At 65.8% G+C, this 25,214-nt stretch carries 18 protein-coding genes; 9 read left to right on the forward strand and 9 right to left on the reverse strand.

Annotated elements, in window-relative coordinates:
• Positions 1–248 precede the first annotated feature (248 nt).
• The 4 genes from IVB29_RS01620 (at position 249) to IVB29_RS01635 (ending at position 6,372) form a co-directional block, all read left to right on the forward strand.
• Positions 249–1,244 carry a nitronate monooxygenase family protein gene (locus tag IVB29_RS01620; protein WP_247501636.1) on the forward strand — a complete coding sequence of 332 codons (996 nt, stop codon included), beginning with the start codon at positions 249–251 and terminating at the stop codon, positions 1,242–1,244.
• A 25-nt stretch (positions 1,245–1,269) separates the two neighbouring features.
• Entirely contained in the window at positions 1,270–2,241 is a 972-nt protein-coding gene (locus tag IVB29_RS01625; protein WP_247501637.1) for a zinc-binding dehydrogenase, read from the forward strand.
• Between the two features lie 203 nt (positions 2,242–2,444).
• Positions 2,445–3,818 carry a cation-efflux pump gene (locus IVB29_RS01630; RefSeq protein ID WP_247501638.1) on the forward strand — a complete coding sequence of 458 codons (1,374 nt, stop codon included), beginning with the start codon at positions 2,445–2,447 and terminating at the stop codon, positions 3,816–3,818.
• A 223-nt stretch (positions 3,819–4,041) separates the two neighbouring features.
• Positions 4,042–6,372 (forward strand): PAS domain-containing sensor histidine kinase, encoded by a 2,331-nt coding sequence (locus tag IVB29_RS01635; protein ID WP_247501639.1) that lies wholly within the window; start codon positions 4,042–4,044, stop codon positions 6,370–6,372.
• 310 nt (positions 6,373–6,682) lie between these two features.
• Here IVB29_RS01635 and IVB29_RS01640 read toward each other — a convergent pair whose 3' ends face one another.
• A complete protein-coding gene (locus tag IVB29_RS01640; RefSeq protein ID WP_247501640.1) occupies positions 6,683–7,576 on the reverse strand; it encodes a LysR family transcriptional regulator in 894 nt (297 codons plus the stop codon).
• A 224-nt stretch (positions 7,577–7,800) separates the two neighbouring features.
• On the opposite strand from IVB29_RS01640, the gene IVB29_RS01645 reads away from it, so the two are divergent.
• The 5 genes from IVB29_RS01645 to IVB29_RS01665 are packed head-to-tail and all read left to right on the forward strand — an operon-like array spanning position 7,801 to position 13,778.
• On the forward strand, positions 7,801–8,289 hold the full coding sequence (locus IVB29_RS01645; RefSeq protein ID WP_247501641.1) for a formate dehydrogenase subunit gamma: 489 nt from the start codon (positions 7,801–7,803) through the stop codon (positions 8,287–8,289).
• On the forward strand, positions 8,286–9,842 hold the full coding sequence (locus IVB29_RS01650; RefSeq protein ID WP_247501642.1) for an NADH-quinone oxidoreductase subunit NuoF: 1,557 nt from the start codon (positions 8,286–8,288) through the stop codon (positions 9,840–9,842). Before IVB29_RS01645 ends, IVB29_RS01650 begins: the two co-directional genes overlap by 4 nt.
• A 10-nt stretch (positions 9,843–9,852) precedes the next feature.
• Positions 9,853–12,726 (forward strand): formate dehydrogenase subunit alpha, encoded by a 2,874-nt coding sequence (gene fdhF, locus IVB29_RS01655; protein ID WP_247501643.1) that lies wholly within the window; start codon positions 9,853–9,855, stop codon positions 12,724–12,726.
• A 4-nt stretch (positions 12,727–12,730) separates the two neighbouring features.
• The gene (fdhD, locus tag IVB29_RS01660; protein ID WP_247501644.1) at positions 12,731–13,561 is read left to right on the forward strand and encodes a formate dehydrogenase accessory sulfurtransferase FdhD; all 831 of its coding nucleotides are present in this window, start codon (positions 12,731–12,733) and stop codon (positions 13,559–13,561) included.
• Positions 13,548–13,778: a formate dehydrogenase subunit delta gene (locus IVB29_RS01665; RefSeq protein ID WP_247501645.1), complete on the forward strand. Its 231-nt coding sequence runs from the start codon at positions 13,548–13,550 to the stop codon at positions 13,776–13,778. Before fdhD ends, IVB29_RS01665 begins: the two co-directional genes overlap by 14 nt.
• Here IVB29_RS01665 and IVB29_RS01670 read toward each other — a convergent pair.
• The 8 genes from IVB29_RS01670 to ccmI form a co-directional block, all read right to left on the reverse strand.
• Positions 13,741–16,722, reverse strand: a complete 2,982-nt coding sequence (locus IVB29_RS01670) for a bifunctional [glutamine synthetase] adenylyltransferase/[glutamine synthetase]-adenylyl-L-tyrosine phosphorylase (protein ID WP_247501646.1) — start codon at positions 16,720–16,722, stop codon at positions 13,741–13,743. The genes IVB29_RS01665 and IVB29_RS01670 overlap by 38 nt on opposite strands.
• Positions 16,719–18,173, reverse strand: coding sequence for an ATP-binding protein (locus IVB29_RS01675; RefSeq protein WP_247501647.1), 1,455 nt, complete (start codon positions 18,171–18,173; stop codon positions 16,719–16,721). The genes IVB29_RS01670 and IVB29_RS01675 overlap by 4 nt, the downstream gene beginning before the upstream one ends.
• Positions 18,157–18,837 (reverse strand): response regulator transcription factor, encoded by a 681-nt coding sequence (locus IVB29_RS01680; RefSeq protein ID WP_247501648.1) that lies wholly within the window; start codon positions 18,835–18,837, stop codon positions 18,157–18,159. The genes IVB29_RS01675 and IVB29_RS01680 overlap by 17 nt, the downstream gene beginning before the upstream one ends.
• Positions 18,838–19,120: 283 nt before the next feature.
• A complete protein-coding gene (locus IVB29_RS01685) occupies positions 19,121–20,701 on the reverse strand; it encodes a Do family serine endopeptidase (RefSeq protein WP_247501649.1) in 1,581 nt (526 codons plus the stop codon).
• 273 nt (positions 20,702–20,974) lie between these two features.
• Positions 20,975–21,457: a cytochrome c-type biogenesis protein gene (locus tag IVB29_RS01690; protein WP_247501650.1), complete on the reverse strand. Its 483-nt coding sequence runs from the start codon at positions 21,455–21,457 to the stop codon at positions 20,975–20,977.
• Positions 21,458–21,462: 5 nt separating this feature from the next.
• Positions 21,463–23,442 (reverse strand): heme lyase CcmF/NrfE family subunit, encoded by a 1,980-nt coding sequence (locus tag IVB29_RS01695; RefSeq protein ID WP_247501651.1) that lies wholly within the window; start codon positions 23,440–23,442, stop codon positions 21,463–21,465.
• Complete coding sequence (ccmE, locus tag IVB29_RS01700) at positions 23,439–23,948, reverse strand: cytochrome c maturation protein CcmE (RefSeq protein WP_129269379.1); 510 nt, start codon at positions 23,946–23,948, stop codon at positions 23,439–23,441. Before ccmE ends, IVB29_RS01695 begins: the two co-directional genes overlap by 4 nt.
• Positions 23,949–23,985: 37 nt before the next feature.
• Positions 23,986–25,104 carry a c-type cytochrome biogenesis protein CcmI gene (ccmI, locus tag IVB29_RS01705; RefSeq protein WP_247501652.1) on the reverse strand — a complete coding sequence of 373 codons (1,119 nt, stop codon included), beginning with the start codon at positions 25,102–25,104 and terminating at the stop codon, positions 23,986–23,988.
• Positions 25,105–25,214 lie beyond the last annotated feature (110 nt).

Below are 25,214 nucleotides of genomic sequence, written 5' to 3' on the forward strand. Positions count from 1 at the left end.
GGGGCCCATGCATCAGCACGTTGCGCGGCCTTCTGGGTCCCGGCTCTGCGCCGCAACGCCAAGAGGCGTTGCAGCGCGTCCGGGACACGAGCCCTCGGATTATCCGCCTCGCGGAATCTCCTCGCTCCCCGCATGATCGCCCCGCCCTGACCGCACGTCCGCGCTGATAGACATTTGCCACCCCCGGCGGCATCCTCCCGGCATCAATCGATAACAGAGCCTGCGGGCCGCCCAGGGGGAGACAGATCATGCTGCAAACACGGTTCACAAAGCTCGTCGGCGTCGAGCACCCGATCGTCCAGGGCGGCATGCAATGGGTCGGACGGGCGGAGCTGGTTGCCGCCGTCGCCAACGCCGGCGCGCTCGGCTTCATCACGGCGCTGACCCAGCCGACGCCGGAGGACCTCACCAAGGAGATCGCGCGCTGCCGCGACCTCACCGACAAGCCGTTTGGCGTCAACCTCACCATCCTGCCCGCGATCAAGCCGCCGCCCTATGCCGAGTACCGCGCCGCCATCATCGAGAGCGGCATCACGGTGGTCGAGACCGCCGGCAACAAGCCGCAGGAGCATGTCGACGAATTCAAAAAGCACGGCGTCAAGGTCGTGCATAAATGCACCAGTGTCCGCCACGGGCTCTCGGCCGAGCGGATGGGCGTCGACGCCATCTCGATCGACGGGTTCGAATGCGCCGGCCACCCCGGCGAGGACGACACCCCCGGCCTGATCCTGATCCCGGCCGCCGCCAACAAGATCAAGATCCCGATGATCGCCTCCGGCGGCTTTGCCGACGCCCGCGGCCTCGTCGCTGCCCTGGCACTGGGTGCCGAAGGCATCAACATGGGCACCCGCTTCATGGCGACCAAGGAGAGCCCGATCCACCAGCTCATCAAGGAGAAGATCGTCGCCAACGACGAGCGCGAGACCGAGCTGATCTTCCGCACCATGCGCAACACCTCGCGGGTTGCCAGGAACGAGATCTCGACCAAGGTCGTTGCCATGGAGAGGGATGGCGCCAAGTTCGAGGACATCCGCGAGCTCGTCGCCGGCGCCCGCGGCAAGATGGTCTATGCATCGGGCAATTCGGACGAAGGCATCTGGTCGGCCGGCCAGGTGCAGGGCCTGATCCATGACATCCCAAGCTGCGGCGAGCTCATCTCCCGGATCGTGCGCGAAGCGGAGGCCATCATCCGCAGTCGGCTCGAAGGCATGATCGCTCATCCAAACGCGCAAGCCGCGGAATAATCACTGCAAGAAGCGAGAGTAATTCATGAAGGCTTATGTCTACGGCCCTGACGGCGCTCGGATTTCCGACGTCGCTCAACCAAAACCTCAAGGCACGCAGGTGCTCGTTAAAGTCCGCGCCTGCGGGCTCAACCGCGCCGACACCGGCATGCGCAAGGGCCACGCGCATGGCGCGGCCGGCGGCGTCGGCGCCGTGCTCGGCATGGAATGGGCCGGCGAAGTCGCCGAGCTCGGACCGGACGCGAAGGGCGTCAAGGTCGGCGATCGCATCATGGGCTCGGGCGGCGCGGCCTTCGCCGAGTACACGCTCGCCGACCACGGCCGGCTGTTCCGCGCGCCCTCGAACATGAATTTCGAGGAGGCCGCCACCCTGCCCGTCGCGCTCGCGACCATGTACAACGCCGTCGTCATGGTCGGTGGCGTGCAGGCGGGCCAGGCCGTGCTGATCCAGGGCGCGAGCTCCGGCGTCGGCCTGATGGCGATGCAGATCGCCAAGCTCAAGGGCGCCAGGCTCGTGATCGGCTCGTCGACCGATGCCTATCGCCGCGGCCGGCTTGGGGAATACGGCGCCGACCTCGCGGTGGACTCCTCGGACCCGAAATGGATCGACGAGGTGCTGAAGGCGACGAACGGCGAAGGCGTCGACCTCATCGTCGACCAGGTCTCAGGCCAAGTCGCCAACCAGAACCTGGCGGCGACCCGGGTCAAGGGCCGCATCGTCAATGTCGGCCGGCTCGGCGGCACCCATGCCGACTTCAACTTCGACCTGCATGCGGCGCGCCGGATCAACTATATCGGCGTTACCTTCCGCACCCGCACCATCGAGGAGGTCCGCGAGATTTTTGAGGAGGTCCGCAAGGACATCTGGGGCGCGGTCGAGTCGCGCAAGCTCCAGTTGCCGATCGACAAGGTCTATGCGTTCGACGACATCGACAAGGCGTTCGAGCACATGGAGGCGAACAAGCATCTGGGGAAGATTGTCGTGACGGTGCCGTAGACGTCGTTCCAGTCTTGGTCTCGTAGGGTGGGCAAAGCGAAGCGTGCCCACCATGTGTCAGCGATCGCGGAAGGATGGTGGGCACGGCGCTACGCGCTTTTGCCCACCCTACGAAACCGGGGACCTGCGCTCCTGCAAATCACTAGCGACTACGGCTGTGGATCATCGCTTGATGTTCACCCATGGCCTGCTAAATCCCCGCCATGACCTCCCAGCACAGCAAGACATCGGTCGCGGCCATCTCGATCTTCGCCAGCGGCGGCATGGCGGCGGCCAAGTTCGTGGTCGGCATTGCGATCGGCTCGCTCGCGCTGATCTCCGAAGCCCTGCACTCCTCGGTCGACCTGATCGCGACCATCATCACCTGGGCGGTGGTGCGGGTGTCCGACAAGCCGGCGGACGACGAGCACCATTACGGCCACGGCAAGCTGGAAAGCATCTCCGCGCTCGGCGTCACCGCCCTGCTTTACGTGCTGGCAGGCGGCATCCTGGTCGAATCCTATAGCCGCCTGCGCGAGGGAACCCCGCCGCCGACCATTTCGGCCGTGCCGTTCGTGGTGCTGGTGATCGACATCGTCGTCAATCTCTGGCGCGCCCGCACGCTGCACAAGGCAGCGCGGGAAACACGGAGCCAGGCGCTGGCGGCCGACGCGCTGCATTTCGCCTCCGACGTGATGGGCTCGTTTGCCGTGATCATCGGCCTGATCCTGGCCGCGCTCGGCTTCTGGTGGGGCGACGCGGCCGCGGCCGCCGCGGTCGCCGTGATGATCGCCCTGCTCGGCCTGCGCATGGCCGGCTCGACCGTGCAGACGCTGGTCGACCGCGCCCCGGAGGGCGCACAGGAGGCGGCCACCGCCGCGATCCGCAGCGTCCCCGGCGTGATCGGCGTCGAGCGCCTGCGCGTGCGCATGGTCGGCGCCACCACCTTCATCGACACCATCGCCAAGGTGCCGCGGACTTATCCGATCGACCGGGTCGAGGAGATCAAGCGCAATGCGCAGGCGGCCGTCGACAAGGCATTCGGCGACGCCGATCTCACCTTCACCGCGGTCCCGGTCGCGCGCGACAACGAGACCGTGCGCGACCGCATCATGGTGATCGCGCACAATTCGGGCCTCGCCATCCACCATGTCACGGTGCACGACTTGGGCGGAAAACTCATCGTCGGTATCGACCTCGAGGTCGACGCCGGGATGCGGCTCGATGCCGCCCATGACGTCGCCAACACGCTGGAGCGCAACATCCAGGAGGAGTTCGGCGAGGACGTCGAGGTCGACGTCCATATCGAGCCGCTGGAACCGGAACTGCCGTTCGGCGTGGACGCCGCGCCGGAACGTGCGCAGACCATCGCCGCCGCGCTCACCGAATATGCCGCCGGCGGCGAGATCCACGACATCCATAATGTGCGCGTGCGCGACACCGAGGGCGGTGAGATCGTCAACTTCCACTGCCGCGCCACGCCGTCGATGAGCGTGATCAAGGTGCACGAGCATGTCGATGCGATCGAGCGCAGGCTGCGTCGTGCGTTCCCGAGCGTGAAGCGCGTCATCAGTCACGCCGAGCCGCCGCGCGCGTGATGCAGAATGTGCGGGGAGTCACGCGTTCTCGTTTCGGACTCATCGCTCACGTCGATTTACGGACGCGAGAGGCGCGAACTCTCCATTGGATAAGAATTATTCCGCGTTAACGATTCATTGACTCTCGACAGCCCGCGCAAAGTGGATTCAAATCGCTTTGATTCGAAAGCGACGTGGGGCTGCTTTCGAAATTCGTCGTACAGGTTTTCAGGGGGCCTAAGGCATGGCGCGTGCAGACGCCGCGAACGCGTGCGTCCAATCCGATTCGATCAAAGGATTGGCGCAATCGATCGCGAAACCTGCCTATCATCGGCTCCTGATCGCGGAGCCGGCGCTGCGCCGCGCCGTGCCGACGCTGATCATCGCGTTCCTGATCACGATCTGCCTCGGCGCGTTCGTGCAGGTCGTCGATCAGACGCGCCAGAAGCGGCTGGTGATCCGGCACGACATCTCCGCGCTCGCCGATCTGCTCGCCGAACGCATCGACCGCCTCGCCTCCTCGCGGCAGGAACGCCTGAAGAACATCGAGAACCTGCCGATGCTGCTGCCCGACCTGATCCCGTCCTGGGGCACGGCCACGGGCCGCCACGTCATCGTCACCTCGGCCGGTGTCGACCGCCGCATCCTCGCCCGCATTCCCATCGACAGCGATCCCTCCGGTAACGACCGCCTGCTCGATGCCATCACCACCGCGCAGCTGCTCGCAGCGCCGCCGCGCGACGGCAACATCTCCGACATGACGCTGCCGAACGGCAACGCCGCGATGGCGACTTCGCGGCAGATCAAGTCGCTGCCCGGCTTCGTCACCGTGATCCAGGAGCGCAACGAGCCGATCTGGGGCTCGGACGCAGCACTCTCGGTGACGCTGTCGGCGACGACAGGCTTCGTCGTCCTGATCCTCGGCTTCGCCTTCCACTGGCAGTCGACCCGCGCCCGCGAGGGCGACCTCATCAACGACGCCGTGCGCGGCCGGATCGACACCGCGCTCAACCGCGGCCGCTGCGGGCTGTGGGACTGGGATCTGTCGCGCGGCCGGATCTTCTGGTCGCAATCGATGTTCTCGATGCTGGGCCTCGACGGCCGCAACGAGCTCCTCACCTTCGGCGAGGTCAACGCGCTGGTGAAGTCAGACGACATCGACCTGTTCGAGATCGCCGACCGGCTCATCTCCGGGAAGATCGACCACATCGACCAGACCTTCCGCATGCAGCATGTCGACGGCCACTGGATCTGGCTCCGCGTCCGCTGCGAGAAGACAAGCGGGGCGACCGATTCCAGCGTGCATCTGATCGGGATCGCGGTCGACATCACCGAACAGAAGAGCCTTGCCGAGCGGACGGAGGAAGCCGATCTGCGGCTGCGCGACGCCATCGAGACCATTCCGGAAGCCTTCGTGCTGTGGGACGCCAGCGACCGCCTCGTGCTCTGCAACTCGCACTTCCAGCGCCTGCACAAGCTGCCTGACTCGGCCGTATTTCCCGGCACCTCCTACGAGACCGTGCTCGAAGTCGGCCGCATGCCGGAGGTGCGCACCCGCCACAACGAGACCGGCGTCCAGGGCCCCGGCGCGCGCACCTTCGAGGCGCAGCTCGACGACGGCAGCTGGCTGCACATCAGCGAGCGCCGCACCAAGGACGGCGGCTACGTCTCGGTCGGTACCGACATCACCCGCATCAAGGAGCACGAGCAGAAGCTGGTCGACAACGATCTGCGCCAGCGCGCCACCGTCATCGATCTCAAGCGCTCGCAGGCAGCCCTCGAGCGCCAGACCAACGAGCTCGCCGATCTCGCCGAAAAGTATCAGCGCGAGAAGACCCGCGCCGAGGAAGCCAACCAGACCAAGTCGAAATTCCTCGCCAATATGAGCCACGAGCTGCGCACGCCGCTCAACGCCATCATCGGCTTCTCCGAGATCATGGGCTCGGGCATGTTCGGCGAATTGGGCTCCGAGAAGTACCAGGAATACTGCCACGACATCCTGACCAGCGGCCATTATCTGCTCGAAGTCATCAACGACATCCTCGACATGTCCAAGATCGAAGCCGGCCGCATGAAGCTCGACATGGAGGAGCTCGACCTCGCACAGACGCTAGCAGAATCCCTGCGTGTCGTTGCCGGCCGGGCGCAGGACAAGCACCTGGCGCTCGACGCCGACATCGAGACGTCCATCTCCGTCGTTGCCGACCGCCGCGCCACCAAGCAGATCATCGTCAATCTGCTGTCCAACGCGGTGAAGTTCACGCCCGACGGCGGACGCATCGTGGTGCGCAGCCGGCAGCTCGACGACAAGATTGTGCTGATGATCGCCGACACCGGCATCGGCATCGCGCCGCACTCGCTGGCGCGGCTCGGCCGCCCGTTCGAGCAGGTCGAGAGCCAGCTCACCAAGACCTATCACGGCTCTGGCCTCGGCCTCGCCATCGCCCGCTCGCTGGCCCAGTTGCACGGCGGCTCGATGAAGCTGCGCTCGAAGATCGATGTCGGCACCGTCGTCCGCGTGACCCTGCCGCGCGATGCGATCAAGGTAGCGGCCGGGATATCGGCTGCGGCCTAAAGCATGATCCGGAAAAGTGCGAAGCGGTTTTCCGAAAAGATCATGCGCAAACAACAACCTAAAGCGCGATGACGATTCATCCCAATCTCATCGCGCTTTAGCGTGGAATGGGCTTAGGTTGAATCACGCGGCCGCGAACTCGGTGCACCTCTCCCGCTTGCGGGAGAGGTCGGCGCAACGCGCCGGGTGAGGGTTCTCTCCTCTTGGGGGTTCTCGATTGCGGAGATACCCTCTCCCCAGCCCTCCCCCGCAAGCGGGGGAGGGAGCACACCTCCCTCGTTGCGGCATTCGAACCTGATCTCACCATGCCCTACGATTGCAACGACGGCGCGACCTCGCGCGCGACGTTGACCAGCGCCGCGATCAGCGGCGTCATCGGGTCGCGCTGCGGGATCACCAGGCCGATGCTGTAATTGACATCGGGATCGGTGATCGGGATCGAGCGCACCGTGTCGGACAGGCCGAGCGTCTCGGCGAGCTTTGCCGGCATCACGCTCGCCCAGCGCCCGGTCTTCACATGCGTGAACAGCACCAGCAGCGAGTTCGAGGTCAGGGTCGGCGTCGCCTCCGCGCCGACCGAGCGCAGTGCGCGGTCGATGATGCGGCGGTTCTGCATGTCGGGCGTGAGCAGGCACAGCGGCACCTCGCCGACTTCCTTCCACGTCACCGTCTCGCGGTCGCCGAACATTCCATCCGGCGCAGTCAGCAGGCGATAGCTCTCGTTGTAGAGCGGAATGGTCCGCACCTTGCCGATCGGCTCGTTCTCGATATAGGTCAGCCCCGCATCGACCTCGAGATTTTCGAGCAGCCCCAGCACCTCCGATGAGGTCGTTGAGCGAATGCTGAAACGCACCTCGGGATGCCTGGCGCGGAATGGCGTCGTCAGTTGGGCAACCATGCCGAGCACGGTCGGAATCGCCGCGATGCGGATCTCGCCAGAGAGCTGATGCTTCAGCCCGTTGATCTCGTCGCGCATGGCGCGCGCGTCGCCCACGATCCGCCGCGCCCAGTCAAGCGCCCGCTCGCCCTCGGGGGTAAAACCCTGGAACCGGGATCCACGCTGGACCAGCATCACGCCGAGGATCTCCTCGAGCTGCTTCAGCCCGGTCGACATGGTCGGCTGGGTCACGCCGCAAGCCTCTGCCGCGCGACCAAAGTGCCGCTCCTTTGCCAGGGCCAGCAGCAGTTCAAGCTTGTCGAGCAACTGGACGTCCCCTCGGATGATGTGGTGGCATACAAGCTAGCACGGCAGGTCGTTACCAACACGGAAAAACCGGCAAGAGGAACGCGGTTAATGGCATTTCCGTATCGGTCGATTGCGTTTCCGGATCGATCTGAATTCGCAATCGCAGCATGAGACAGCTTTATTGATCTTCGAACGATTCCAAATAGTTTGCGAGGAAGGGACGCTCAATCTGAGAACGAAGAATGACAGCGGTTTACGAGCCTTCATACGAGCCTTGGAACGAGACGCGTGGCGCCGAGATCATCGCCGAACATGGCAAGCAAGAAGGCGCGACGCTCGTCATCCTGCACGCGCTTCAAGAGGCGTTCGGCTACGTGCCGGAAGCGGCGATTCCGATGGTGGCGCAAGCGCTGAATCTGTCCCGCGCCGAGGTGCACGGCGTGTTCACGTTCTATCATGATTTCAGGCACAAGCCGGCCGGCCGTCATGTGCTGAAGCTGTGCCGCGCGGAGGCCTGTCAGGCTGCGGGCGGCGATGCGCTGGCTGCGCGCGCGGAAGCGAGGCTCGGCGTTTCGCTTGGAAATACGACGGCCGATGATCGCGTGACGCTGGAGCCGATCTACTGTCTCGGCCTGTGCGCGACCGCGCCTTCCGCGATGCTCGACGGCCGCCTCATTGGCCGGCTCGACGAGAAGCGCCTCGATGCACTGGTTGCGGAGGCCCAGCGATGAGCATGCGTCTATTCGTCTCGCGTGATGCGGGTGCCGTGGCCGTTGGCGCCGACGAGGTTGCGCTGGCGCTGGAAGCGGCTGCAGCCAAGCGCGGCGTTGCCATCGAGATCGTCAGGACCGGCTCGCGCGGCCTATACTGGCTGGAGCCGCTGGTCGAGTTCGCGACGCCGCAGGGCCGGATCGCCTTCGGCCCCGTCACCGAGAGCGATGTGCCCTCGCTGCTCGACGCGCTCGCCAGCAACACGCCGCATCTGCTGCGGCTGGGCGCGACCGAAGAGATCCCCTGGCTGAAGCGCCAGACCCGCCTCACCTTCGCCCGCTGCGGCGTGATCGATCCGCGCTCGCTCGACGACTACCGCGCCCATGGCGGCTACAAGGGTTTTGAGCGCGCGCTGTCGCTCGGCCCCGATGCGATCCTCACCGAGGTCACTGCATCCGGCCTGCGCGGCCGCGGGGGCGCGGGCTTCCCGACCGGCATCAAGTGGAAGACGGTCGCGCAAACCAGCGCGAACCGCAAATTCATCGTCTGCAACGCCGACGAAGGCGACAGCGGCACCTTCGCCGACCGCATGATCATGGAAGGCGATCCCTTCCTGGTGATCGAGGGCATGACGACATCAGGCATCACCGTCGGCGCCACCAAGGGCTACATCTACATCCGCAGCGAATATCCGCACGCGGTCGAGGCGATGAATGCCGCCATCATTGCGGCGAGGCGCGGCGGCTATCTCGGCGACAAGATCGGCGGATCGACGTACAGCTTCGATATGGAAGTGCGCGTCGGTGCCGGCGCTTATGTGTGCGGCGAGGAGACCTCGCTGCTGGAGAGCCTCGAAGGCCGCCGCGGCCTGGTGCGCGCCAAGCCGCCGCTGCCCGCGCATCGCGGCCTGTTCGGCAAGCCGACCGTCATCAACAACGTGCTGTCGTTCGCGGCCATCCCCTTCATCCTTGCCGAAGGCGCCAAGGCCTATGCCGATTTCGGCATGGGCCGCTCGCGCGGCACGATGCCGATCCAGCTCGCCGGCAACATCCGTCATGGCGGCCTGTTCGAGACCGCGTTCGGCGTTACGCTCGGCGAGCTCGTGGACGACATCGGCGGCGGCACCTTCACGGGCCGCCCGGTTCGCGCGGTTCAGGTGGGCGGCCCCTTGGGCGCCTACTTCCCCCGCGCGCTGTTCGAAACCCCGTTCGACTACGAGGCCTTTGCCGCGCGCGACGGCCTGATCGGCCATGGCGGTATCGTCGTGTTCGACGACAGCGTCGACATGCGCAGGCAGGCGCGCTTCGCGATGGAATTCTGCGCCATCGAATCCTGCGGCAAGTGCACGCCCTGCCGGATCGGCTCGACCCGCGGCGTCGAGACCATCGAGAAAATCATCAACGGCGAGCGCGTCAGCGAAAACCTCGCGCTCGTCGAAGACCTCTGCAACACCATGAAATTCGGCTCGCTCTGCGCACTCGGCGGCTTCACGCCCTACCCCGTGCTCAGCGCATTGAAGCATTTCCGGGAGGATTTCATCCCGGCCCCGACCACGCTTCAGGCCGCGGAATAGGAGAACAACGATGTCTCTGATCGAAGAAATCGACTTCGGCACGCCGCGTTCGAAATCGGAAACGATGGTGACGCTGACCATCGACGGCAACGAGGTCACGGTGCCCGAGGGCACCTCGATCATGCGGGCCGCGATGGATGCCGGCCACCAGATCCCGAAGCTCTGCGCGACCGACATGGTCGACGCGTTCGGCTCCTGCCGGCTCTGCGTCGTCGAGATCGAGGGCCGCGCCGGCACGCCGGCCTCCTGCACCACGCCGGTGATGAACGGTCTCGTCGTGCACACCCAGAACGAGCGGCTGAAGAAGCTGCGCAAGGGCGTGATGGAGCTCTACATCTCCGACCATCCGCTCGACTGCCTCACCTGCGGCGCCAACGGCGACTGCGAGTTGCAGGACATGGCCGGCGCCGTCGGCCTGCGCGACGTGCGCTACGGCTATGAGGGCGAGAACCACGTCTTCGCAAAATCCCATGGCGAGATCAACGCCGCCTGGATGCCGAAGGACGAGTCCAACCCCTATTTTACCTATGATCCCTCCAAGTGCATCGTCTGCTCGCGCTGCGTCCGCGCCTGCGAGGAGGTGCAAGGGACCTTCGCGCTGACCATCTCGGGCCGCGGCTTCGACAGCCGCGTCTCGCCCGGCATGAGCGAGAGCTTCCTCGGCTCCGAATGCGTCTCCTGCGGCGCCTGCGTGCAGGCCTGCCCGACCGCGACGCTGACGGAGAAATCCGTGATCGAGATCGGCCAGCCCGAGCACTCCGTCGTCACCACCTGCGCCTATTGCGGCGTCGGCTGCACCTTCAAGGCCGAGATGCGCGGCGAGGAAGTCGTGCGCATGGTGCCCTACAAGGACGGCAAGGCCAATCGCGGCCATTCCTGCGTCAAGGGTCGCTTCGCCTGGGGCTACACCAACCACAAGGAACGCATCCTCAATCCGATGATCCGCGACCGGATCGAGGATCCCTGGCGCGAGGTGTCGTGGGATGAGGCGTTCTCGTTTGCCGCCGCGAAGATGCGCGGCATCCAGACAAAATACGGCCGCGACGCCATCGGCGGCATCACCTCCTCCCGCTGCACCAACGAAGAAACCTATCTGGTGCAGAAGCTGATCCGCGCCGGCTTCGGCAACAACAATGTCGACACCTGCGCTCGCGTCTGCCACTCGCCGACCGGCTATGGCCTGTCGCAGACCTTCGGCACCTCGGCCGGCACGCAGGATTTCGACTCGGTCGAAGATACCGACGTCGCCGTCATCATCGGCGCCAATCCGGCCTCGGCTCACCCGGTGTTCGCATCGCGGCTGAAGAAGCGGCTGCGCCAAGGCGCAAAACTGATCGTGATCGATCCGCGCCGCACCGAGATGGTGGAATCGCCGCACGTGAAGGCGCTGCATCTGCCGCTGATGCCCGGCACCAACGTCGCCGTCGTCACCGCGCTGGCGCATGTCATCGTCACCGAGGGACTCGCCGACGAAGCCTTTATCCGCGAGCGCTGCGACTGGAGCGAGTTCGAGGAATGGGCCGCCTTCGTCGCCCAGCCCAAGCACAGCCCGGAAGCGACCGCGATCCTGACCGGCGTCGATCCGAAGGATCTGCGCGAAGCGGCCCGCATCTACGCGACCGGCGGCAACGGCGCGATCTATTACGGCCTCGGCGTCACCGAGCACAGCCAGGGTTCGACCACGGTGATCGCGATCGCCAACCTCGCAATGGTCACGGGCAATATCGGCCGTCCCGGCGTCGGCGTGAACCCGCTGCGCGGCCAGAACAACGTGCAGGGCTCTTGCGACATGGGCTCGTTCCCGCACGAGCTGCCGGGCTATCGCCACATCTCGGGCGAGGCCGTGCGCGACCAGTTCGAGGCGCTGTGGAACGTCAAGCTCAACCCGGAGCCGGGCTTGCGCATTCCCAACATGTTCGACGCCGCGATCGAAGGCACGTTCATGGGCATCTACGTGCAGGGCGAGGACATCCTGCAATCCGATCCCAACACCAAGCATGTGGTGGCGGCGCTGTCGGCGATGGAATGCGTGATCGTTCACGACCTCTTCCTGAACGAGACCGCCAACTACGCCCATGTCTTCCTGCCCGGCTCGAGCTTCCTCGAGAAGGACGGCACCTTCACCAACGCCGAACGCCGCATCCAGCGCGTGCGCAAGGTGATGACGCCGAAGAACGGCATGGCCGACTGGGAGGTCACCATCGGCCTTGCCAAGGCGATGGGCTTCGAGATGAAGTACAGCCACCCGTCCGAGATCATGGACGAGATCGCGGCGCTGACGCCGACTTTCACCGGTGTTTCCTACGCCAAGCTCGACGAACTCGGCTCGGTGCAATGGCCCTGCAACGAGAAGGCGCCGGAGGGCACGCCGGTGATGCACATCGGCGGCTTCGTCCGCGGCAAGGGCAAGTTCATCGTCACCGAATATGTCGCGACCGACGAGCGCACCGGTCCCCGTTTCCCGCTGCTGCTCACCACGGGCCGCATCCTCAGCCAGTACAATGTCGGCGCGCAGACAAGGCGCACCGAGAACGTGGTCTGGCATGCCGAGGACCGGCTGGAGATCCATCCGCACGATGCCGAGCAGCGCGGCGTGCGCGACGGCGATTGGGTGCGGCTGAAGAGCCGCGCCGGCGAGACCACGCTGCGCGCGGAGATCACCGACCGCGTGTCGCCGGGCGTCGTCTACACCACCTTCCATCATCCGGACACACAGGCCAACGTGATCACGACCGAATATTCGGACTGGGCCACCAATTGTCCCGAATACAAGGTCACGGCGGTGCAGATCTCGCCGTCGAACGGTCCGTCCGACTGGCAGAAGTCCTATGACGAGCAGGCGCGGCATTCCCGCCGCATCGCGCCGGCCGAGGCTGCGGAGTAACGGCATGCACGTGCCGGTCCAGGCCATCGACCGCGAAATCTGGCGCGATGGTGTCGCGTCTGAAGGGACGCGGCTGATACCCGAGGAGACGCCGCTGGCGCTGACCTATAATGGCGGCACCTATGCCGTCATGATGGGGACGCCGCAGAACCTGGAAGATTTCGCCGTCGGCTTCAGCCTGGACGAAGGCATCATCAAATCGGTCGATGACATCAAGTCGCTCGAGGTGGTCCGCCTCGACGACGGCATCGAGCTGCGCATGTGGCTTGCGTCAGAGGATGGCGCGCGCATCAGCGAGCGCCGCCGCCACATCGCCGGCCCGACCGGCTGCGGTATTTGCGGCATCGATTCGATTGCGGAGGCAATTCGGCCCGCAGCCGTGGTGCCGCAAGGAACCAGCTTCACGCCGCAGCAAATCATGACCGCGATGCAGGCGATCGCGCCGCTGCAAGCGATCAACATGCAGACCCGCGCGGTCCATGCCGCCGCCTTCTGGTCGCCGTCGAGCGGCATTGCCGCTTTACGCGAAGACGTCGGCCGCCACAACGCGCTCGACAAGCTTGCCGGTTCGCTGGCGCGCAGCCGGACGAACGCAAGCGGCGGCATGGTGCTGCTGACCAGCCGCGTCTCGGTCGAGATGGTGCAGAAGACGGCCGCCATCGGCGCGCCGGTGCTGGTCGCGGTCTCCGCCCCCACCGCGCTCGCGGTCCGCACTGCGGAGGCCGCCGGCATCACGCTGATCGCGATTGCCCGCAGCGACGGGTTTGAAGTGTTCACGCACCAGGGCCGCGTCACGGCTCTTCGTGCCCGGGAGATCATCGATGTCGTCGCCTGACCGCCTCGTCTACATGGCCAACCAGATCGGCACGTTCTTCCGCAGCCAGGGCCACGACAAGGCCGTGCCGGGGATCGCCGATCACATCAAGAAATTCTGGGATCCCCGGATGAAGCGCGCAATCTTCGCGCATCTCGATGCAGGCGGCACGGGTCTGGAGCCGAACGTGCTCGAGGCCCTCACCTCGCTGAAGCAGAGCCTTCCAGCAGCGTCCTAAAGATACGCCGCACCTCGCTTTGCGTCTCCTTCACACGCGCCTCCAGCGACGAGAAGTCCGGCGCATCGCCAGCGCGTGCCATGACGCGCTGGAGGTCGGTGCCGGCGGTATCAGGCTTGAAGCCGTCGCTGACGCAGAGCCGCAGGATCTGCGTCAAATCGTGATAGAGCCTTGCTGCGGCACGCAGGATCTCCGCCTCCGACTGCGTGAGCACACCGAGCCTGGCGGCATTGTCCAGCACCTGAAGCGTGCTGACGTCGAGAATGTCAGGCTTGTGATGGGCATGCACGAGCTGAAGATATTGCGCGATGAAGTCGATGTCGATCATGCCACCGGCGGCATATTTGAGATCCCAATGGTCGCTCTCGCCCTTCTCCTGGGCGATCGCGCGCCGCATGTCGGCGACGTCGTTGCCGATGATGACGGGATCGCGGCGCCGGGTCAGGACGTCGCGGATGACGCGCCCGATCTGGTCGCCAAATTCAGGTGATGCCGACACCACGCGTGCGCGCGTCAGCGCCATGTGCTCCCAGGTCCAGGCCTCGTTGGCCTGATAATCCGCGAAGGAAACAAGGCTCGACGCGACCGGACCGGCGCGCCCCGACGGACGCAGCCGCATGTCGATCTCGTAGAGCACGCCGTAATTGGTGCGCGTCGTGAAGGCACTGATCAGGCGCTGGGTGAAGCGGGCGAAATAATGCGCGCCCTGGAGCGATTTCGCGCCGTCGGAGTCCGGATTCTCGCCGTCGAAATCGTAGAGCAGGATCAGATCGAGATCGGACGACGCCGTCATCTCGCGGCTGCCGAGCCGGCCCATCGCAATGATCGCGGTCTCCTGCCCCTTGATGCGGCCGTGCTGGGCGGCAAAACGATCGGCGACGAGACCGTGCACGGTGTGGACCACGCCTTCGGCGACGTCGGCAAAGGCCGTGCTCGCCTGTTGCGCCGACACCGTGCCCGAGAGGATGCGCGTGCCGATCAGGAACAGGCTCTCCTGCCCGAACAGGCGCAGGCGGTCCAAAAACTCCTCGTAGGAGGCCGCATCCTGCACCGTGGCCGCAAGCCGCGCCGACAATTCCTGCCTGTCAGGCATCGCGCCGAAGAAGCGCGGGTCGATCAGGCCGTCCATCAGTTGCGGCTGCCGCGCCAGCATCTCGCCGAGCCGGGGCGCCGCGCCCAGCACCAGCGCCACGAGTGCGACGAGGTCGCGGTTCTGGCCGAGCAGCGTGATCAACCGGCCGCCGCGCTGGAGCGCACCAAGGAAATGATCGAACGCGACGACAGCGCGATCCGGCCCCTCGGCATGCGCGAGACCGTCGATCAGGGCCGGCACGAATTCGATGAAGGCGCCTCGCGTCGCCTCATTGCGAAACACGCGATAATCGCCGGTGATCCAGTCGCGAACGGTCTGCGCCACGGCAGCCGGCTTTTTGAAGCCGAGAGCCGTCAGGTGCTGGAGCAGGCGCGGATCGTCGGGGCCGGCGCGATAGTCGATGGCGGGCAGACTTGCCGAGCCGGTCGGATCGTCGCCCTCGAACAGCTTTTCGTAGTGGCCTTGGACGATCCCGAGTTGCCGCAACAGATCGCGCGCAAACGCTTCGCGGTTTGGATAGCCGAAGAAGCGCGCGAAGCGCTCGACCGCATCCTTGTCGTCGGGCAACGCGTGGGTCTGCTCATCGGCGATCATCTGGAGACGATGCTCGACGCGGCGCAGGAATTCATACGCAATGGTCAGCTCGTCGCGTGCCGCGGACGTGATCCAGTTGCTGGAAGCCAGAATGTCGAGCGCGGCCAGCGTCGGCCGCACCCGCAATTCCGGATGCCGGCCGCCGGCGATCAGCTGCTGGGTCTGCGCGAAAAACTCGATCTCGCGGATGCCGCCGCGGCCGACCTTGACGTTGTGGCCTTCGACCGCGACCTCGCTCTGGCCGCGATAGGTCTGCATCTGCCGCTTCATGTCGTGGACGTCGGCGAGCGCTGCGAAGTCGAGATGCTTGCGCCAGACGAACGGCGCGATCTCGGCCAGCAGCGCCTCGCCCGCCCTCGCATCGCCGGCGCAGGCGCGCGCCTTGATCATCGCGGCGCGCTCCCAGGTGCGCCCTTCCCGTTCGTAGTAATGCAGCGCGGCGTCCCGCGAGATCGCAACTTGCGTCGAGGACGGATCGGGGCGCAGGCGCAGATCGACGCGGAAGACGTAACCGTCATAGGTGCGCTGCTGAAGGATGCGCGCCATCCCCTGCGTCACCCGGACGAAGAACGGTTGCGGCTCGATGTCGGGCGGCAGCGTCGTGTTATCAGGGTCGAAGAACACGATGAGATCGATGTCGCTGGAATAGTTCAGCTCGCCCGCGCCCATCTTGCCCATGGCGAGCACGATCAGGCCGCAGCCCTCTTCCGGCGCCTCGGGATTCGGCGGCAGGATCTTTCCGCGTGCGGCTTCCTGCCGCAGCAGGAACTGGAGCGCCGCCTGCACCGAGGAGACCGCGACGTCGGTCAGCGCCGCCGTCACCCGCATCACCGGCCAGACCCCGCCGATGTCGCACAGCGCGATCAGAAGCGCCGCCTCCGCCTTCATGCGGCGAAGCAGCCGCATCACCTCGGCCTCGTCGCCTGCAGCTAACACGGCGTCCCTCGCCTCGGCGATCAATGCGGCGAGATGCAGATCCGGGTCGCATTCGAGCAGCCGGATCAGGCGCAGCGCATCGGCGCGCACCAGATCGAACAGATAGGGCGAGAATTCAGCAATGCCGGCCAGGATATTCCGGGCGAACGGATGAGCCAGCAACGCTCCAAGACGGTTCGATTGTGCCGGCTCGAGCTCGGCCAGCCAATCGTCAAAACGTCGTTCGTCGGTGGCGGAAGCGGCAATATGGGGAGCCTCCGCGAAGCGCGCGGCCAGGCTCTCACCATGCTTGTCCGCGTTTCCCGGCGCGGAGTGGTTCATGCCACCTTCTGTGGCACATCCGGCATTGGAGGAGCAACCCTGTCGCCTGCGCGCGCCGGCAGCACCAGCGTGGCGACGAGACCCGGATGGGCATCACCCAGCCGCAATTCTCCGCCATGGAGCGTCGCAACCGCGGAGGCGAGGCTGAGGCCGAGGCCGGAGCCCGGCAGCGTACGGCTGGCTTCGAGGCGCACGAATCGCTCGATAGCATGCTTGCGGTCGGTTTCGGGGATGCCGGGTCCACGATCGGTGACGCTGAGCAACACCTGGTCGCCCTCGCGTCTCGCCTCGATGGTGATCTGCCTGGAGTCCATGCTGACCACGGTTCCCCCTGTTAGCGCGACCGGCTTGCCATATTTGATCGCGTTCTCGACCAGGTTGGCGAGCGCCTGGCTGATCAATTCGCGGTTGGCGTGAACCGGCGTCGGGTCGGCCTTCACCTTGAGCGTCATGCCGTCGTCCTCGGCCAGCGGCTCGTAGAGCTCGTGGATGCCGCCCGCGACATCGGCCGCGTCGAAATCATCCATGTTGCCGCGCGCCTGTCCGGACTCGGCGCGCGCGATCATCAGCAGCGCGTTGAAGGTGCGGATCAGGCCGTCGGATTCCTCGATGGTCCGCTCCAGCGCGGCACGGTAATCGGCCTCGCTGCCCGATTTCGCCAGCGCCTCCTCGGCGCGGTTGCGCAGGCGCGTCAGCGGCGTCTTGAGGTCGTGGGCGATGTTGTCGGAGACCTCCTTCAGCCCCGCCATCAGCGCCTCGATCCGCTCCAGCATGGCGTTGAGGTTTTCCGCAAGACGGTCGAGCTCGTCACCGCTGCGTCCCACCGGCAGGCGCCCGCTGAGATCACCGGTCATGATGCGCTGCGCGGTGCCGGTCATGGCGTCGATGCGCGTGAGCACGCGGCGCGCCACGAAGATGCCGCCGCCGAGGCCAAGCACCACGACGATCAGGACCGACCATTGCGCCGCCTTGGCGACGATGCCGAAGAGGCGCCGCCGCTCGGCGAGGTCGCGGCCGATCAGGAGCCGGAAGCCGTTTTCCAATTCGGTGACGCGCACCAGTGCGCGGTGGTCGCGGTCATCCGCGTCCTCGATCCGGCGATAGGCGGTCTCCGTCCAGCCAAACGTCGCCATCACGCCCGGCGCCAGCGAGCCGACATTGCCGGCGATCGCCTGCCCGGTCGGCGTGGTCACGAGGTAGAGGTTGGCGCCCGGCCGCAGCGCGCGGTATTCGATCGCGCGCACCAGGCGGACCAAGCCACCGCGCCCGTAGATCTCATTGATCTCCGAGGTCTCGGAATTGACCGTCTGCGTGATCTCTTCGGTGATCAGCCGCCGCGTATTCCAGGCGAAATAGCCGAGCAGCGACGCCGCGAAAATCGCGAACAAAAACAGGTAGACCAGCGTCAGCCGGAATGCCGTGGTGCGGACGAGTTTACCGAATGCCGTCACGGATCATGTATCCGGCGCCGCGGATCGTGTGCAGCAGCGGCCGCTCAAAACCCTTGTCGATCTTGGAGCGCAGCCGCGAAATGTGCACGTCGATCACGTTGGTCTGTGGATCGAAATGATAGTCCCAGACATTCTCCAGCAGCATGGTGCGCGTCACCACCTGGCCGGCGTGCTTCATCAAATATTCGAGCAGGCGGAACTCGCGCGGCTGGAGCGTCAGCTCGTCCTTGCCGCGGGCAACGCGATGGGAGAGCCGGTCGAGCTCGAGATCGCCGACCCGGTAGAGCGTGTCCTCCGCGGGTCCCCCGCGGCGGCGCGACAGCACCTCGACCCGGGCCAGCAGCTCGGCGAAGGAATAGGGCTTTGGCAGATAGTCGTCGCCGCCGGCGCGCAGGCCCTTGATGCGGTCGTCGACCTGGCCGAGCGCCGAGAGAATCAGCACCGGCGTCGTATCGTCCTTGTCGCGCAGCGCGCCGATCACCGACAGGCCGTCGCGCTTGGGCAGCATGCGGTCGACCACCAGCACGTCGTACTCGCCGTTCTCGGCCATGACGAGGCCCTCCTCGCCGTCGGCGGCGTGGTCGGCAACGTGTCCGACTTCGCGAAACGCCTTCACGAGGTAGTCGGCGGATTCGCGGTCGTCTTCAATGATGAGGAGGCGCATCGTGCGTTCGGCGGCGGTCAAGGGGGTCAACCTTCTCTGAACATGGCGCGGGCGGCAATCGCATGCAAGCCAAGCAAACGGGACTTGGGCGAAAACCTGGGTAGGCAAAAAGGTGGGCGGTGAAGCTGGGGGGACCTCACCGCCCTAGGCCTTCCGACGGAGGGGGGCGTATTCCACCGGAAGGTAGACTGGGGAAGCGAATTTACGCTGCTCCCCCGAAGGGCGTCGGCGGCGGGGGCGACTGATGCCGGCCGACACCCCTCATCTCGTAGGCCTCCTGGCGTTAGCCCTTGGCGATGGGCACGGCGACGAAGCGCGACTGGCCGCCGCTCTTGACGCGCATCAGGACGCTGTTCTTGTTGTCGGTCCGCGCCGTGCTGATGGCATCACGGACGTCGCCGGCGGTGGCCACGCTCTTGCCGCCGACTTCGAGGATCACGTCGCCTTCCTTGAAGCCGCGTTCGGCCGCGGCGCTCTTCGGATCGACTTCGGTGACGACGACGCCGTCCTTGCCGGCACCGGCGACGGAATTGGCAGGGGCCACGGTCATGCCGAGCTTCGGCACGTCGGTGCCCTTGCTCGCACCCTTGCCACTGTCAGTGTCGGTGTCGGCCTTGGCCTCCACCGTGTTCGGCAGCTGGCCCAGGGTGAGATTCACGACCTTGTCCTGGCCCTTGTGGAGCACGTTGAGCTTCACGGTCGCGCCGGGCGCCAGGCCGCCGATGGTGCGGGCGAGTTCACGGGCATCCTTGACGGATTCGCCGTTGACCGACGTGATCACGTCGCCGGATTCGATGCCGGCCTTGGCCGCCGGACCGTTCGCCTGCGGCTCTGCAACCAGCGCGCCTTCGGCCTTCTTCATGCCGAGGCTGTCGGCGATATCCGATGTCACCGGCTGAATCTGAACGCCGATCCAGCCGCGGCTGACCGAACCCTTGTCCTTGAGCTGGGCGACCACGCTCTTCACGGTGCTCGCGGGAATCGAGAACGCGATGCCGACGCTGCCGCCGGAGGGCGAGTAGATCGCCGTGTTGACGCCCATCACCTCGCCGTTGGTGTCGAACGCCGGACCGCCGGAATTGCCCTTGTTCACGGGCGCGTCGATCTGGATGAAATCGTCATAGGGACCGTTGCCGATGTCGCGGCCGCTGGCCGAGACGATGCCGGCCGTCACGGTGCCGCCGAGGCCGAAGGGATTGCCGACCGCGAGCACCCAATCGCCGATCCGCGGCTTGCCGTCGGCAAGCTTGGCGAACGGGAAGTTCGTGCCGCCCTCGACCTTGATCAGAGCGAGGTCGGTGCGCTGATCGGTGCCGATCACCTTGGCGGTGTAGGTCTTGCCGTCATCGGTCGTGACCTCGACCTTGTCGGCGCCGTCGACCACGTGGTTGTTGGTCACGGCAAAGCCGTCAGCCGAGATGAAGAAGCCGGAGCCCTGGCCCTGCACGACGCGGCCACGACCACCACCCTTCAGGCCCGGCATACCATCGGGACCGCCGAAGCGGCGGAAGAAGCGCTCCATCGGCGAGCCCGGCTGGAACGGCGACTGCGCGTCATCGCCGTCATCGTTGCTCGCGGTCTTTTCCTTGATGTTGACCTTCACCGAGATCACCGACGGCTTCACGCGCTCGACGATGTCGGCGAAGCCGATCGGACGCTCGACCTTGCGGACCTCGTTGTTGACCTGCGCATGTGCCGGGCTGGAGAACAAATCGGCCGGCGAGGTCGACGGGCTGAAGCCGTGGACGGCAATCCCGAGACCAGCGAGGACCGACGCCATCAGCGCGATCCTGCGGGCCGAGAAAATCGACCGGCGCGGCTGCCGGTAGGACGGAAGGTTCGAGAGGTCGATACGGTCGCTCATGCAGGGATCTCCAGGGCCTTGAATTCATTTTGGTGCCGGATGCCAGCACCTTGCGGACCTGAACATGGGGACTCGCGCCTTACCGTGCGCTGGCGGCGGGGTTAAACTTTTGTAATGAAGGGCGAAGCCGATGCGGCGGTTTAACGCAGGCCGAAAAGCGTGATCCGACAGGAACTTATGCAGGTTCCCGTGATCAGCAGGAAAGCTCCCTTTTCGTCGCTCTTATCTCGCTCGGTCATCGCGCTTCAAGCCCCTGCGCGCGACGCGACGTGATTAGCGCGAAGTGGCCTCGTCCGACATCAACGCGGCGAGCCGCGCTTCTTCCTCGGGCGTGAGCGGCGGAGCTGGTAGGTCTCCACCACTTCGTGCGCGACGCCGGAATTGGAGCCACAGCGCCAGACCGCCGCCGATCAGCAGCAGCGGTGCGAGCAGCCACAACGCCATGGTCTGCCGCTCGAAGCGCGGCTTGAGCAGCACGAACTCGCCATAGCGTGCGACCAGGAAATCGAGCACCTGCGAATTGCTGTCGCCGGCCGCGATGCGCTCGCGCACCAAAAGGCGCAGGTCGCGCGCGAGCGGCGCATCGGAATCGTCGATCGACTGGTTCTGGCAGACCATGCAGCGCAGCTCGCGCGACAGATCGCGCGCACGCGACTCCTTCACGGGATCGGACATGATCTCGTCGGGCTGCACGGCGTATGCCGCAGGCAAAGCCAGCAGCACGAGCGCGACGATCGCAGTCATCATCCGCCGCATCAAAATCACTCCGCCGGCTGGAGGCGCTGCTTGGCCCGCGCCGGCTTTGGCGCACCGACGCGCAGACGCCGATCGGACAGCGACAGCATGCCGCCGAACGCCATCAGCACCGGTCCCCACCAGATCATGAGCACCAGCGGCTTGTGATAGATGCGCACGGCGATCGAGCCCTCGGCGGTGGTGTCCCCGAGCGAGACATAGAGCTGGCTCGCACCGCGGGTCAGCAGCGCAGCCTCCGTGGTCGAGGAGCCCCGCGTGGTGAAGCTGCGCTTGGATGGCGTCATGACGCTGATCGCCTCGCCGTCGCGGCTGACGTTGAACTCGGCGATCATCTCGCGGAAGTTCGGGCCCTGGCGCGAAAACAGCCCGTCGAGCTTCAGATCATAGCCGGCGACATGGGCGACGTCGTTCTGCTTCATGGTCGCGATATATTCGCTGTTCCAGGTGGTTTCGCAGACGATGCCGATCAGCGCCACGCCGAGACCAGCATGCGCGAACGCCGTGCCCCAGGCCGAGCGCGGCAGGCCGCGCGCCCGGTGCAGCACTGTGGCGAATGGCAACCGCACGAGGCCGGTCCGCTCGACGATATCAGTGATGGCGCCGGCGATGACGAAGATGCCGAGCCCGATTGCGAGCGGCGCCAAGGTGCTGCCGCCACTCACCCAGCCCCAGACGATGGCGACGGCCACGAGGCCGGTAACACCGGCTGCGAGCAGCCTCTGCGTCACCCCGAGCAGATCGCCGCGCTTCCACGCCATCATCGGCCCGAACGGCACCGCGAGCAGCAAGATGGCAAACAGCGGGGCGAAGGTGAGATTGTAGAAGGGCGCGCCCACCGAAATCTTGAGGTCGAGCGCTTCCATCGCCAGCGGATAGAGGGTGCCGAACAGCACGACCGCGCAGGCCACGCTGAGCAGCAGATTGTTCAGCACCAGTGCGCCCTCGCGCGAGATCGGCGCGAACAGGCCGCCCTGCTTCAACGAGGTCGCGCGGCCCGCAAACAGCGACAGGCTGCCGCCGATGAACAGGCAGAGAATCAGCAGGATGAACACGCCGCGGGTCGGATCGGTGGCGAAGGCGTGCACGGAAGTGATGACGCCCGAGCGCACCAAAAAAGTGCCGAGCAGCGACAGCGAGAAGGTCAGGATCGACAACAAGATGGTCCAGACCTTCAGCGCGTTGCGCTTCTCCATCACCAGCGCCGAATGCAGCAGCGCGGTGCCGGCAAGCCACGGCATCAGCGAGGCGTTCTCGACCGGGTCCCAGAACCACCAGCCGCCCCAGCCGAGCTCGTAATAGGCCCAGTAGGAGCCCATGGCGATGCCGAGCGTGAGGAAGATCCAGGCGACCAATGTCCACGGCCGGACCCAGCGCGCCCAGGCCGCGTCGATGCGTCCCTCCAACAGCGCCGCGATGGCGAAGGAGAACGAAATCGAGAAGCCGACATAGCCGAGATAGAGCATCGGCGGATGCACGGCGAGACCGATATCCTGAAGCACCGGATTGAGATCGCGTCCTTCGATCGGCGGATTGACGATGCGCAGGAACGGGTTCGAGGTCATCAGGATGAAGAGATAGAAGGCGCTGGCGATCCAGGCCTGCACGGCCAGCACATGCGCGCGCAGCGACAGCGGCAGATTGTTGCCGAAGGCCGCGACCAAACCACCGAACAGCGCGAGGATCGACACCCACAGCAGCATCGAGCCTTCATGGTTTCCCCACACGCCGGTGATCTTGTAGATCAGCGGCTTCATCGAGTGGGAATTCTCGTAGACGTTGGCGACGGAGAAATCCGAGTTCACATGCAACGTCACCAGCGCGATGAATGACGCACCGACGAACAGCAGCTGTGCCAGCGCGGTGGAGCGCGCCACGTTCATCAGCGCGGCATCGTGCAGGCGCGCACCGATCAGCGGCACGATGGACTGGATCAGTGCCAGCGCGAGTGCCAGCACCAGCGCATAATGTCCGGCTTCCGCAATCACCGCACCGCTCCCTGCGAGTTGCCCTGCGCTGTCGTCGCCGCGGGCTTGACGCCATCGGACGCCTTGGCGCCGTAATCGTCCTTCCAGTGTCCCTGTTTCTTCAGGGCATCGGCGACGTCCTTGGGCATGTAGGTTTCGTCATGCTTGGCGAGCACGGTGTCCGCCTTGAACACACCGTTGGCATCGAGCGCGCCCTCGGCGACGACGCCCTGCCCTTCCCGGAACAGATCAGGCAAAATGCCCTTGAAAGCGACCGGAAGCTTTGCGCCGCCGTCGGCGACTTCGAATGTCACCGCGAGATTGTCACCGCGCTGGAGCGAGCCGGGCTGTACCAGTCCGCCGAGGCGAAACCGCTTGCCGGGCGCGACATGCTTCTCGGCAACCATCGTCGGGGTCGAGAAGAACACGATGGAGTCTCGAAGCGCGTTGAGCACCAGCGCGGCGGCAAGCGCGAGCACGGCGAGCGAGCCGCCGATGATGGTCATACGTCGCTGCTTGCGCGTCATGGCGTACCCGTTCCCTGCTCGTCTCGCCCTGAACTCATCATCCGTCGAGCCCGAGTGTCTTGAGGCCTTCGTTGAGCTGCTTCAGCCGCGCGGCGTCGTTGGCGACGGCCTGGCGGGCATCGCTCGATGCGCCGACCGCCTTGTCGCGATCGCCCATCACGAGATAGGCGCGCACCAGGCGCAGCCAACCCTCGACGTCGTCGCCGTTCTGCTTGAGGCGCGTGGCGAGACGCTCGACCATGCCGCGGACCATCGCGTTGCGATCGCCCGCGTTCATGTCCTTGGAGGCTGCGATGGTCTCGTCCGAGAGCGCCGGCATGGTGGCGCCGCCGCCGCCAACCCGCGCCAGCGAGGTCTGCACCAGCGGACGCCACGGCGCATCCGCCGGCGCCTTGGCCAGCAGCGCGCGCCAGATGTTGGCGGCATCGTCCTTGCGTCCGTCCTGCTCGGCGGCAAGGCCGAGGAAGTAGTTCGCCTTGGGATCGTCGGCGTTCAGCGCACGCGCGCGCTCGAACTCAGTCTTGGCTTCGGCAGTCACCACGCCGTTTGCGGCGGCCGCGATGGCTTCGCCGAGATCGGACCGGCGCTCCGGGCTCTCGCCGTTGTAGGTGATCGAATTGCGATAGGCACGCACCGCATCGTCGAAACGGCCGAGCCGCTCCAGCACCGGCGCCAGCACGTTCCAGCCGCGTCCGTCGGTCGGATTGTTTTCGAGATGTTGCTCGACCTGCACGACGAGGTTTTCGAGCGATTGCGCCATGCCGGAGCCGGACCCGCGCTCCCGCTGCGCCAGCGGAAAGTCGTGCAGCAGGGGCGAGCCGAGCGGCATGTAGATTCCGATCGCAACCAGCGGCAGGCCGACGAGGGCCAGCACGGCCGCCGCGCGGCGCCATTTGACGCTGGATTTCGGCTCCAAGGCAGGCTCGCTGGCGGCGGCGGCGGCGAGCAGCCTGCGGCTGATCTCCACGCGCGCGGCCTCGGCTTCAGGTGCGGCGATCAATCCTGCGGCGAGATCACGCTCGATCTCGGCCAGCTGATCCTTGTAGACCGCAACCTCGCTGCCTTGATTTTCCGCGCGCGCGCCGCGGCCGAGCGGCCAGAGCACGGCGAAAATCGCCGCGACCGTCATCAGCGCGAACACGAACCATAGCGTCATCTGGCAAGCTTCCGGCAGCGCGCGAGCCGCGCCCACAGGTGGCTTTACACCACGGCCCGACGATGCGGCAATTGACAATTGTCAATTCAGCGCGAGCGCACACAGTCCCG

It is taken from the genome of Bradyrhizobium sp. 1, from assembly GCF_023073315.1.
In the GTDB taxonomy this organism is placed as follows: Bacteria; Pseudomonadota; Alphaproteobacteria; order Rhizobiales; family Xanthobacteraceae; genus Bradyrhizobium.

Excerpts from the sequence above, each read along its gene's own strand:
- IVB29_RS01620 (WP_247501636.1), top strand. The coding sequence starts at position 249 with ATGCTGCAAACACGGTTCACAAAGCTCGTCGGCGTCGAGCACCCGATC.
- IVB29_RS01625 (WP_247501637.1), top strand. The coding sequence starts at position 1,270 with ATGAAGGCTTATGTCTACGGCCCTGACGGCGCTCGGATTTCCGACGTC.
- IVB29_RS01630 (WP_247501638.1), top strand. The coding sequence starts at position 2,445 with ATGACCTCCCAGCACAGCAAGACATCGGTCGCGGCCATCTCGATCTTC.
- IVB29_RS01635 (WP_247501639.1), top strand. The coding sequence starts at position 4,042 with ATGGCGCGTGCAGACGCCGCGAACGCGTGCGTCCAATCCGATTCGATC.
- IVB29_RS01645 (WP_247501641.1), top strand. The coding sequence starts at position 7,801 with ATGACAGCGGTTTACGAGCCTTCATACGAGCCTTGGAACGAGACGCGT.
- IVB29_RS01650 (WP_247501642.1), top strand. The coding sequence starts at position 8,286 with ATGAGCATGCGTCTATTCGTCTCGCGTGATGCGGGTGCCGTGGCCGTT.
- fdhF (WP_247501643.1), top strand. The coding sequence starts at position 9,853 with ATGTCTCTGATCGAAGAAATCGACTTCGGCACGCCGCGTTCGAAATCG.
- fdhD (WP_247501644.1), top strand. The coding sequence starts at position 12,731 with ATGCACGTGCCGGTCCAGGCCATCGACCGCGAAATCTGGCGCGATGGT.
- IVB29_RS01665 (WP_247501645.1), top strand. The coding sequence starts at position 13,548 with ATGTCGTCGCCTGACCGCCTCGTCTACATGGCCAACCAGATCGGCACG.
- IVB29_RS01670 (WP_247501646.1), bottom strand. The coding sequence starts at position 16,722 with ATGAACCACTCCGCGCCGGGAAACGCGGACAAGCATGGTGAGAGCCTG.
- IVB29_RS01680 (WP_247501648.1), bottom strand. The coding sequence starts at position 18,837 with ATGCGCCTCCTCATCATTGAAGACGACCGCGAATCCGCCGACTACCTC.
- IVB29_RS01685 (WP_247501649.1), bottom strand. The coding sequence starts at position 20,701 with ATGAGCGACCGTATCGACCTCTCGAACCTTCCGTCCTACCGGCAGCCG.
- IVB29_RS01690 (WP_247501650.1), bottom strand. The coding sequence starts at position 21,457 with ATGCGGCGGATGATGACTGCGATCGTCGCGCTCGTGCTGCTGGCTTTG.
- ccmE (WP_129269379.1), bottom strand. The coding sequence starts at position 23,948 with ATGACGCGCAAGCAGCGACGTATGACCATCATCGGCGGCTCGCTCGCC.
- ccmI (WP_247501652.1), bottom strand. The coding sequence starts at position 25,104 with ATGACGCTATGGTTCGTGTTCGCGCTGATGACGGTCGCGGCGATTTTC.